Consider the following 9925-nt stretch of genomic DNA (forward strand, 5'->3'; position numbering starts at 1 on the left):
GCGCTCCACGAGCAGGGCAGCACCGTCGTCGTCGGCGGGCGCCGCACCGAGCTGCTCGAGCAGATCGCCGCCGAGCACCCCGGCATCGACACCGTCCGCATCGACACCACCGACCCCGAGAGCATCGCGTCGGCCGCCAAGGAGGTGCTCGAGCGGCACCCCGACCTCGACACGCTCGTCGCGATGGCCGGCATCATGCGCGTCGAGGACTGGCACCACCCCGAGGGCTTCCTCGCGACCGCCGAGGAGACCTTCACGACGAACGTGCTCGGCCCGATCCGGCTCATCGGCGCGTTCGTCGAGCACCTGCAGACCCGCCCGCACGCCACCATCGTCACCGTGTCGTCCGGGCTCGCGTTCGCCCCGCTCGCGGCGACGCCGAGCTACGACGCGTCCAAGGCCGCGATCCACATGCTCAGCGAGGCGCTGCGCCTGCAGCTCGCCGACACCAGCGTGCGCGTGACCGAGCTCGTGCCGCCGTCGGTCGCGACCGACCTCCTGCCCACCCAGCGCACCAGCCCGATCGCCATGCCGCTCGACGACTTCGTCACCGAGGTCGTCGACCTGCTGCGCACCCAGCCCGACGCGCACGAGGTCCTCGTCGAGCGCGTGAAGTTCCTGCGCCACGGCGAGGCGCGGGGCGACTACGACCAGGTCGTCGCGACGCTCAACGCCTCGGACCCGCACGGGCGCTGAGCCGGGCAGACCGGCGACGCTAGAACAGCGGCCACGGGACGGCGGGCATGTCCCCCGACGGCACGGGGAACCGTGCCGCGCTCAGCAGCCCGTCGCACCGGTCCGCGAGCGCCGCCACCTCGTCGTCCGTCAGGAGGTCGGCGAGGCGGCGGGCGAGATCGCCGTCGTCGTCCGTGCCCAGGCCCGACCGGACGCGCTCGACGCCCGCGAGCTCGTCATCGCTGAGGCTCGTGCCGAGCCAGCCCCACAGCACCGTGCGGAGCTTGGGCTCGACGTGGAAGGTCACGCCGTGGTCGACGCCGAGGCGTCGCCCGTCGGCGAGCGGCAGCACGTGCCCGCCCTTGCGGTCGGCGTTGTTGAGCACGACGTCGAGCACCGCCATCCGGCGCAGCGCCGCCGTGTCCTCGTGGACGAGGGCGACGGGCTGGTCGTCCTCGCCGAGGCCCTCGAGCACCGTCCGCACGCCCTCGGGCGGGACGTCGGGCGTGGGGACGACGTCGACCGGCGACTGGGACGCGTCGACGCCTGCCAGAGCTGCACCATGCCGGGGCCGAGCGGCCCGTCGCGCAGCCAGGTGCGGGGCACGACGCCCCACCCGGTCGTCTCGGAGACGAGGTACGCCGCGACCTCGCGGCCGGCGAGCGTGCCGTCGGGGAAGTCCCACAGCGGCCGCTCCCCCGCCACCGGCTTGTAGACGACGTCGACCTCACCGATGCGGGCGCGGTAGGTCGCGTTCGACGCGACGCGGATGCGTCCGACGACCTCGAGCGGTGCCGCGTCGAGGTCGTCGTGCGGGGTGGTCACTCCTCGTCGGGCAGCACGCACTCGTGCCCGTCGGGGTCGATCGGGCGGCCGCAGCGCGGGCACTGGGGGCGTCCGGACTGCACGACGGCGCGGGTGCGCTGCACGAACGCGCGCGCCGTCCCGACGGGCATCCGGACGAGCAGCGCCTCGTCGGGCTCGGGCTCTTCCTCGTCGGGATCGAGGTCATCGACGTCGACGATCGGGAACGCCTCGACGACGACCTGCGCCGTGCGCGGGTCCCACGTGAGCCGCATGGACCCAGTGCGGAACTCCTCCTCGACGGGGAGGTCGAGGGGGTCGTCGTCGACGAGCTCGGCGGGCACGTCGGCGGGGACGCTCCACTTGTTGTCGGAGTCGTCCATGAGCTCGTCGAGGACGCGGTCGATCGTCTCGGCGAGGACGGCGGACTGCTCCTTCTCCAGCGCGACGGCCGCCGTCCGGGTGCCTTCGCGGGCCTGCAGGTAGAACGTGCGGGATCCGGGCATTCCGACCGTGCCGACCACGACCCGGTCGGGCCAGTCGAACGCGTGCACGAGGGTAGGCATGGCCCCCACTCTACGAGCGCGCCGCCGTGCAGGACGGCTGTGGCCCGTCCTCGCCCTCGGGGTCGCCATGGCCGGCGCCGCCGCCGACGGGCGCGTCGCCCGCCGGTGCGGCCGCGCGCAGCCACGACAGGTCACCGGCCTCGGTGTTCGTCGCGACCACGTCCGGCCGGTGCGGGCCGTACCGCACGATCGAGATGGACGCGGGGCCGACGACGATGCGCTGGAACAGGTCCAGGTGCATGCCGAGCGCGTCCGCGAGCACGGACTTGATCACGTCCCCGTGAGACACGGCCGCCCAGACCGCGTCGGCGCCGTAGCGTCCGGCCACCTCCGCGTCGTGCCGCCGGATCGCCTCCACGCTGCGGGCCTGCATCGCGGCGAGCGACTCACCCCCCGGGAACGCTGCCGCCGACGGCTGGGTCTGCACGACCTTCCACAGCGGCTCACCGGCGAGGTCCTTCAGGGCCCGGCCCTGCCACTGCCCGTAGTCGCACTCGGTGATGCCCTTCTCGATCACCAGCTCCGGTGTCCCGGTCTGGCGTTCGACGAGCGCCCGCGACGTCTGGCGGCAGCGTTCCAGCGGGCTCGTGGCCACACGAGAGATCGGCGCCCCTGCCGCGCGCTCGGCCGCGCGGATCGCCTGGTCGCGCCCGACGGCGTCCAACCGGACGCCGCGCGTTCGGCCGGCGAGGATTCCTCCGGCGTTCGCGGTGGTGCGGCCATGGCGGACGAGGAGGAGCGTGGGCATGCAGCGAGCGTAGGGGTTCCCGTCGACGCGCGACGTACGGCTCGGTGCTGGTCGCCCGGTACCGGCGTTCATCTAGTCGGGGTCAGGCCGGTCGCGGGCGGCGGATCAGCAGGTAGGCCTTGCAGCCCAAGCACAAGCCCGTGACCGCGTTGAGTGCCGCGACGCCGAGAGCGAGCAGCGTGAGGCCGTAGGCGGCGCCGTCGAGGCCGGTGATGAAGAGGGCCAGCGCGATCGCGGTGAGCACGAAGCCGATGAGCTGCGCGAACCTCGGCGGCCGCGCGTCCTCCAGTCTGGCCGGTGGCCCGATCCGCGGCCAGATGAGACGGGCATAGATCTGGGCCCACAGCGACCACTGAAAGCTGACGAACGCGGTGAACGCGAACAGCGCGACCTGAGAGGCCAGCAGGCCGATGCTCAACGGCCGAGCGACCTGGGCGATGAGCAGCGCGACGGCGAGAACGCCCGCAGTCGCCCCGGCGCTGAACCGCAGGAGCCGCGGATCGACCTGGCCGCGGAGCGGGCACGCGGTGATGCTGGAGCCGGGCATGAAAGCCTCCGCGAGGTAGGCGCCGACTGCTCCACTTCAGCCTAGGCCGCCGTCCGACCTCGCGCACGAAGCTCAGACCGCTCGACCGAACCTTGAGCGCAATGCCGCCGACTGACACGAGCCCGCGCAGCGGGCGGTCGACGATCACAGCGGGCGCGCCGCGCCACCGACCACAGCGCTTCCGCGGCACCGTTCGAGCGGGCCGGTCACCACGCGTGCGATCGGCACAACCGCCACACGCACGGCTGCTCGGACGGCATGGTCGCGGCCCACGGCATCGGGTCCGACGCCGCGTGCCCGACCGGCGAGGTTCCCTCCGGCGTTCGCTGCGGACCTTGTCGTCGACGCTGTCGGCATCGCCGTGACGTACAAGCAGGCGTTCGAGGCGCGCGACCTCGCCGGGCGCCTCGTCCTCGTCGGCGTCCCGGACCCGGGCACCACGATCACGCTCCCCCTCGACGAGGTCTTCGGCCGGGGTGGGTCGCTCAAGTCCGCCTGGTACGGCGACGCGCTGCCGTCGCGCGGCTTCCCGATGCTGGTGGACCAGTACTGGCTGGGCAGGCTGGACCTCGACGACTTCGTCACCGAGCGCATCGGGCTGGGCGACGTGGCGGCGTTCGACACAATGAAGGACGGTTCCGTTCTGCGATCGGTGGCGGAACTGTGAGCGCGCGCATCGAACACCTCGAGACGTCCGGCGTGTTCACCCTGGACGGTGGCTCGTGGGAGGTCGACAACTACGTGTGGATCGTCGGCGACGACGACGAGTGCGTCGTCATCGACCCGGTTCACGACGTCGACCCGATCAGCAAGCAGGTCGGTGAGCGCCGCGTCGTCGCCATCGTGCTCACCCATGGTCACGACGACCACGTGGCGGAGGCGCCGCGCGCCGCGTCGTTCCTCGGCGCGCCGACGTACCTCACCGCGGCCGACCTGGCGCTGTGGCGCCGGACGCACGCCGACCACGAGCCACGCACGAGCTCTGGGAGGGCGACACCATCGAGGTCGCCGGGCTGACCATCGAGGCGATCCACACGCCGGGCCACCCCCTGGCTCGACCTGCCTGTGGATCCGCGAGGGGTTCGACACTCCGATGCTGTTCAGCGGCGACGCCCTGTTCCAGGGCGGCCCCGATGCGACCGGACGGTCGTACTCCAACGAGCGCGTCATCAAGGACTCGATCCGCCGGCGCCTGCTCACGCTCCCCGCGGAGACTGTTGTCCACACCGGCCACGGCCCGACGACGACACTGGGTGACGAGGCTGCGGCGCTCTGACTTTTTCTCCCGGGCGGAGGCATACGTCGCCGCCCGGGAGGTCGGGTTCGATCACGTCCAGCGGCGCACCGTCACCCAGGCCGTGCCAGACCCAGACCGCTCAACGACGTCGACGTTGTGCTAACGGATCACGGCCACGCAGTGGGTCCACATCGGCGAAAGACACCACGCCGGTAAACGCTGGCGATGGCGGCGCATGCGCAACCGACCAAGGCCGCTCCGATTCAGGAGACCTTGAGGCCCCGTCCCTGCCACCGCAAGTAGTCACACTCGGTGATGCCGCGTGCGTCGACTGACTCCGGCGGCTCGCCCTGGCACCCGACCCGCGATCACGGGATGCTACGCCAGCACTCGAGCCCTTGCGACGAGACAGATCGGCGCGGCCGCATGCGTACCTCCGCTCGTGCGTCCCAGTCGCGATCAAAGACGTCCAGACGGATACCGCGCGCCCGACAGGCGAGACTTTCTCCTGGGATTGCGGTGGTGCAGTCATGGCGAACGAGCATTCACCTTGGCGTGCAGCAAGATTGAGGCGCACCCTGACGAAGCGGCCCATTTGCATAAGTCCGCACGTCACGCTCGGCAACCTGGAAGATGCTCGGACCGAGGTACGCATCCGGCCTAACCCTTGAGTCAGTTCACGACCCATCCTGTAGTGCAGCAGCCAGAGCGGCATGCCCGCGACGCGGGGCTGTACCGCTGGAACGTAACATCCATTACTGCTCCCATAGCCGAGCGGCCGACCGAGTATGAACGGGAACGCGCTATCCGGTTCCGAGAGTCGCCTCCCCGGGCTCCGCAGCGTGATCCCCTACGGTTCCTGAAGCCTGCTGAGACGGCACCCATCTACCACCGCTATCGATGCGAAGCCGATACGCCTCGAACCACTGCACCAGCCTCCAGCGCTCACGCGCCAGTCGGTGCGGGGCTATGAGTTCTTTCCCCTTGCCCGTAAGGGTTAACGCGAAGAGCCGAACAATCCAACAGTTAAGTTCAGCAATGAGATGCGTTTCGCGATGGTCGGGCAAATCGCCTCGGTCGAAGTGCTTTACGGCGTTATAGTTGTTTGCAATTGCTCTTGCCAACTCCGTCCGACCTCCGGCGTGAACCCCGAACTCGACATCGATCACATCAAGACATCGATATGCATACGTCGCGGCGGTTGGGCGACCAGTTCTTCCATACGTTGGTTGCTCGCCCTCGCGAAACCCCACCAGCGACCCAGCCGCCTCAATCGCCATCGACGTCGACGTGACGATGTCCTCGAGGAATGCATCGGGACGGCCCAGGACCGCAACACTGGGAAGGATGAACCGCCGCCATTTGTCATAGTTGTTCGACCACTCAGTCATCCCATCAGGTCCGATTTGAGTGACGGTAGCGAGAGGATCCTGGCGTTCACTCGTGGCGGGCACTCGCATCGCTCGTTCGCGGACGGTCCTTACACTCACTATTTCGACGAACGGATGATCTATGATCCTACCGCTTAGGACCCGAGTCGGGAACCGATTGTGACGAATGCGGTGTTCGCGAAATGAAATTGGCGCGCCGAACATCAACACTAGGAGATTCGCGACCTTTCTCTGCTCCGCGAGGTGGTCCACGAAGGGTCGCGCGGTCGGGAATCTGCTCTCGAGTACGACGTTATTCGTTATCGCGATCCGACGATCGTATGCGTCCTCTGTGGGCAGCGTTCCCCAATGCGCGACGAGGCGGAGATCAGCCTCGCCCTGTCGCCACGACTCTCCAAACGTGCTTCGCGCAATGGCCGTGAAAGATTGGATCAACCCGCTTTCGTCTGTGTCATAGTCTGAAGTTACGGCCTCCATGGCCGCCCATCGATTCAGCCCGTCCATTCGGCTACGAAGAACATCGAACTCGAGAGGATCCGCGAGTTCGCCTTCGCGTTCGGCCAGCACCGTTTCGCTCGGTCGCAGCGTACCGAGGGCGAGGCCGCTGCCGTGCGTATGCCCCGACCACTGCACATCAAAAAGCGTCAGTGACATGCCATGCGCTACGAGGATCAAGTTTCTCGGCGGCTCAGTCTCCTGGAACCAGCGATTCACGTGTGCGAACTGACCGTTGGGGTCGTGGCGAACAAAGGGCACCTCGAGCCTCGGCCCGAGCGGCTCGACCATCTCAAGTGTTGCGCCGACGAAGTGCGTCTGTGCTACGCCGTCGATGAGCAGGCCGCGACGGTGTCGCCGAAGTTCAGATGGTCTATCGCCATGGGCGCACTCTACTTGGCGGTAGACGACTCTCGCGCCACGCGTCGACTCGAAACGACTCCAGTGGTTGAGCTCCGATCGCCCGCGCGTCGCGGGCCGCGCCCCCGTCGTCGCTCACACGAGAGTGCCACTGAAGTTCAGCGAACCGGCGGGGAGGAGGCGAAACTATCGTTCGGGATGCACGACGACTGGCAGGCGCTCATCGACGCCTAGGTCGCGCCGGATCTCCGACACTAGTTCCCGGACCAACCTGTCCAAGTCGGCTTCGGCTTCGTCTGCGACAGCGCCCTTGAACACTGGTGGCTTGAGATCCATCAGGTACTGGATGACACGCGCCCGAACGGCATCGATTCGGAGCGCGACCTGCGGACTTCCGAACACCTCGACGGCCAACGCCGCGTTGCTAAGTGCATCGATGTGTTGGGTGCTTCCCCACCACTCCGACAGCGCCTGCGCTGAAGCCTTGTCGGCCTTGCCCTTGCCAGGGTTTCCGCTCATCGAATTGTTAAAGCCTTCAACTTGCGAACAGTCTCGGCGGTCGCGAATAGTGCTTCGATCTGCACTGAACGCCGCTCGGAGCGCAGGTCATTCGCGTGGGAGTACCGGTCTCTCGCCGCTTCCGCATCGAGCTGCGACTTTCGGGCGCGACCTGCCTGCCACAAGACGCCCACCAGCGCGATCGTCGCGACGACGAGCGGGGAAAGCAGCGACACTAGAGTTGCCCAGACAGGGCTCGACGCCGTCTCAAGGTTGACCGTGAACTCATCCGGAAACGCGGGAGCAGGTGGGAACATGGCGGGATCGTAGCGAGTCGGCAGCGACACGACGGTCGACTCTCACAGTTCGCTCACGGACTGCGCGAGCTTCGCGGTGATCCGAAACAGCGGAGCGCCGGTCCTCTTGGCCGAGAACCGGCGCCACACCACAGATCCCGCGTCGGGCTGACAGTGTCCAGGCTCACGACATCCAGGACAGGTGTCTCTCGACATCGAGGACACCCTGTCTCCCAACATCGCGGACACGCCATGATCAGCGCACATGTCGAGAGCCCGGCTGGTCATCACCGCCGTCGTCGTCGAAGGACGACCCGTCACCCAGGTCGCGCGCGACTACGGCGTCGCCCGCTCCTGGGTCTACACGCTGCTCGCCCGCTACCGCGCCGAGGGCGAAGCCGCGTTCGAACCGCGCTCGCGCGCCCCGAAGACCTCGCCCCCACGCGACCAGCGCCGAGGTCGTCCAGCAGATCCTGACGTTGCGCAAGAAGCTGACCGACGCCGGCCTGGACGCCGGCGCCGAGACGATCGCCTGGCACCTGGCCCACCACCACCAGACGCGCGTGGCACGAGCCACGATCCACCGCGTCCTGGCACGCGAGGGCGTCATCACCCCCGCACCCGCCAAACGCCCCAAGTCGTCCTACATCCGCTTCGCCGCCGCCCAGCCGAACGAGACCTGGCAATCCGACTTCACCCACTACCGCCTCACGCACCCCGACGGCACCCCCGGCCCCGACGTGGAGATCATCACCTGGCTCGACGACCACTCCCGCTACGCCCTGCACGTGTCCGCACACCCGGCGATCACCGCCGACATCGTCCTCCAGACCTTCCGTCACACCTGCCAGCAGCACGGATACCCCGCCTCGACCCTCACCGACAACGGCATGGTCTACACCGTGCGCCTCGCCGGTCACGGCCGCCAAGGTGGACGCACCAAGCTCGAGAAAGAGCTCGCACGCCTGGGCATCACCCAGAAGAACGGCCGACCGCACCGCCCCACCACCCAAGGCAAGGTCTGTGAAGACTGGTAGTCGGCGCTGCACCGGGCCGGCCTGACTCCGGTCAAGGTGTGACCACGGTGTCCTGCGTTCGATGTGTCGGCCGGCACCGGTGCAGCGCCGCTACGCGCACCGGCCAGACGGAACTGACCTGATAGGAGCTTGGTCCAGAAGCCCCGTCACAGACTTGTCGCCCGTCCCGCCGGTTCGCCTCCTTCCGCAAGATCAGCCCTCACGGATGGAGCAAGATCCAGCATGACAACCGAACCGGGCGCTGTCATCGGCGGCGTCGACACGCACAAGCACACCCACTACGCCGCCGTCATCGACGATTACGGCCGCCTGCTGGGGCATCAGCGGTTCCCTGCCACCGACCCCGGCTACCGGGACCTGCTGGCCTGGATGCGCGCGCACGGCACGATCGAGGCGATCGGCGTGGAGAGCACGGGCTCGTTCGGCGCCACACTGGCCCGCGCGCTGACCGCGGCGGGAGAACGGGTCATCGAGGTCAACCGACCCAACCGGCTCGCCCGACACATGGACGGCAAGTCCGACCGGCTCGACGCCGAGCAGATCGCTCGAGCAGTCTTGGTTCAGACCTCGACCGCGACCCCGAAGGCCAAGTCCGGCACCGTTGAGGTCATCCGCACCCTGCGCGTGACCCGCTCCAGCGCAGTCAAGGCACGCACTCAGGCGTTCAACACGCTGTTCGCCGTGATGATCAGCGCACCCTCGCTGCTGCGCGACGAGCTGGTGAACCTGACCAAGAAGACCTTGGTCAACCGCTGCCTTCGGCTTCGTCCCGAAACCGACGACCTCGGCACCCTGACGACCGAGCCCGAGCGCCTTCTGCTCGCAGGGATCAAGACCTCCCTGCGCGACCTCGCACGCCGCTGGAAGAGCCTGGACGACGAGATCAAGAGTCTGGACCGACAGATCGACGTCCTGGTGCGAGCGGCAGCACCGCAGCTCGTGCAGCTGCACGGCGTCGGCGTCGAGATCGCCGGCCAGTTCCTCGTCACAGCCGGCGACAACCCCGAGCGCATCCGCAACGAGGCCGCTTTCGCCAAGCTCTGCGGAGTAGCCCCACAACCCGCCAGCAGTGGCCGCACGACCGGCCGCCACCGCCTCAGCCGCGGCGGAGACCGCGCCGCCAACACCGCCCTCTACATCGTCACGGGACTGCTGCAGGATTGGTTGACACTTCATCTGTGGGACGAGGTCCTGCTGGAAGGATGTCGCTGTGCCCAAGAAGTTCCCGCCTGAGTTCAAGCGTGACGTCGTGCGGGTCGCCCGTCGCGGGG

11 protein-coding genes and 3 pseudogenes are annotated in these 9925 nt (G+C 68.3%); 7 read left to right on the top strand and 7 right to left on the bottom strand.

Features of this window, described 5'->3' with window-relative positions; genetic code table 11:
• On the top strand, positions 1–696 hold a 696-nt coding region (locus tag BJF88_RS15260), incomplete at its 5' end, for an SDR family oxidoreductase (protein ID WP_075829437.1).
• A gap of 19 nt (positions 697–715) precedes the next feature.
• On the opposite strand, the pseudogene BJF88_RS15265 reads toward BJF88_RS15260, so the two are convergent.
• From BJF88_RS15265 to BJF88_RS15280, 4 genes and pseudogenes are all read right to left on the bottom strand, one after another.
• A pseudogene (locus BJF88_RS15265) lies at positions 716–1500 on the bottom strand (SCO1664 family protein).
• The gene (locus BJF88_RS15270; protein WP_075829442.1) at positions 1497–2045 is read right to left on the bottom strand and encodes a DUF3090 domain-containing protein; all 549 of its coding nucleotides are present in this window, start codon (positions 2043–2045) and stop codon (positions 1497–1499) included. The pseudogene BJF88_RS15265 and the gene BJF88_RS15270 overlap by 4 nt, the downstream one beginning before the upstream one ends.
• 10 nt (positions 2046–2055) lie before the next feature.
• Complete coding sequence (locus BJF88_RS15275) at positions 2056–2793, bottom strand: MSMEG_4193 family putative phosphomutase (RefSeq protein WP_075829438.1); 738 nt, start codon at positions 2791–2793, stop codon at positions 2056–2058.
• An 82-nt stretch (positions 2794–2875) separates the two neighbouring features.
• Complete coding sequence (locus tag BJF88_RS15280) at positions 2876–3340, bottom strand: DUF4395 domain-containing protein (RefSeq protein ID WP_075829439.1); 465 nt, start codon at positions 3338–3340, stop codon at positions 2876–2878.
• A gap of 322 nt (positions 3341–3662) precedes the next feature.
• Between BJF88_RS15280 and BJF88_RS20575 the strand changes: the two are divergent.
• The 3 genes and pseudogenes from BJF88_RS20575 to BJF88_RS23855 form a co-directional block, all read left to right on the top strand.
• Positions 3663–4007 (top strand): annotated as a pseudogene (locus tag BJF88_RS20575) (S-(hydroxymethyl)mycothiol dehydrogenase); the annotation flags it as partial.
• On the top strand, positions 4004–4357 hold the full coding sequence (locus BJF88_RS23850; RefSeq protein ID WP_369824638.1) for an MBL fold metallo-hydrolase: 354 nt from the start codon (positions 4004–4006) through the stop codon (positions 4355–4357). The pseudogene BJF88_RS20575 and the gene BJF88_RS23850, both read left to right, overlap by 4 nt.
• A 76-nt stretch (positions 4358–4433) precedes the next feature.
• Complete coding sequence (locus BJF88_RS23855; protein WP_369824639.1) at positions 4434–4616, top strand: MBL fold metallo-hydrolase; 183 nt, start codon at positions 4434–4436, stop codon at positions 4614–4616.
• A gap of 764 nt (positions 4617–5380) precedes the next feature.
• On the opposite strand, the gene BJF88_RS19270 is transcribed toward BJF88_RS23855, so the two are convergent.
• The 3 genes from BJF88_RS19270 to BJF88_RS19275 form a co-directional block, all read right to left on the bottom strand.
• A complete protein-coding gene (locus BJF88_RS19270) occupies positions 5381–6754 on the bottom strand; it encodes a hypothetical protein (protein WP_139316105.1) in 1374 nt (457 codons plus the stop codon).
• Between the two features lie 255 nt (positions 6755–7009).
• A complete protein-coding gene (locus BJF88_RS15295; protein ID WP_075829440.1) occupies positions 7010–7342 on the bottom strand; it encodes a hypothetical protein in 333 nt (110 codons plus the stop codon).
• Positions 7339–7668, bottom strand: a complete 330-nt coding sequence (locus BJF88_RS19275; protein WP_139316106.1) for a hypothetical protein — start codon at positions 7666–7668, stop codon at positions 7339–7341. Before BJF88_RS19275 ends, BJF88_RS15295 begins: the two co-directional genes overlap by 4 nt.
• Positions 7669–7882: 214 nt before the next feature.
• Here BJF88_RS19275 and BJF88_RS22495 point away from each other — a divergent pair.
• The 3 genes and pseudogenes from BJF88_RS22495 to BJF88_RS15310 form a co-directional block, all read left to right on the top strand.
• Positions 7883–8002, top strand: a pseudogene (locus BJF88_RS22495) (helix-turn-helix domain-containing protein); the annotation flags it as partial.
• Between the two features lie 94 nt (positions 8003–8096).
• Positions 8097–8654 carry a DDE-type integrase/transposase/recombinase gene (locus tag BJF88_RS15305; protein ID WP_075829441.1) on the top strand — a complete coding sequence of 186 codons (558 nt, stop codon included), beginning with the start codon at positions 8097–8099 and terminating at the stop codon, positions 8652–8654.
• 222 nt (positions 8655–8876) lie between these two features.
• Complete coding sequence (locus tag BJF88_RS15310) at positions 8877–9887, top strand: IS110 family transposase (RefSeq protein ID WP_255372085.1); 1011 nt, start codon at positions 8877–8879, stop codon at positions 9885–9887.
• Positions 9888–9925 lie beyond the last annotated feature (38 nt).

The organism is Cellulosimicrobium sp. CUA-896, from assembly GCF_001942335.1.
Lineage (GTDB): Bacteria > Actinomycetota > Actinomycetes > Actinomycetales > Cellulomonadaceae > Cellulosimicrobium.

Bases quoted from the DNA above. Each gene is read 5' to 3' on its own strand.
- BJF88_RS15310 (WP_255372085.1), top strand. From the start codon at position 8,877: ATGACAACCGAACCGGGCGCTGTCATCGGCGGCGTCGACACGCACAAG.
- BJF88_RS15275 (WP_075829438.1), bottom strand. From the start codon at position 2,793: ATGCCCACGCTCCTCCTCGTCCGCCATGGCCGCACCACCGCGAACGCC.
- BJF88_RS15280 (WP_075829439.1), bottom strand. From the start codon at position 3,340: ATGCCCGGCTCCAGCATCACCGCGTGCCCGCTCCGCGGCCAGGTCGAT.
- BJF88_RS23855 (WP_369824639.1), top strand. From the start codon at position 4,434: ATGCTGTTCAGCGGCGACGCCCTGTTCCAGGGCGGCCCCGATGCGACC.
- BJF88_RS15295 (WP_075829440.1), bottom strand. From the start codon at position 7,342: ATGAGCGGAAACCCTGGCAAGGGCAAGGCCGACAAGGCTTCAGCGCAG.
- BJF88_RS19270 (WP_139316105.1), bottom strand. From the start codon at position 6,754: ATGGTCGAGCCGCTCGGGCCGAGGCTCGAGGTGCCCTTTGTTCGCCAC.
- BJF88_RS15270 (WP_075829442.1), bottom strand. From the start codon at position 2,045: ATGCCTACCCTCGTGCACGCGTTCGACTGGCCCGACCGGGTCGTGGTC.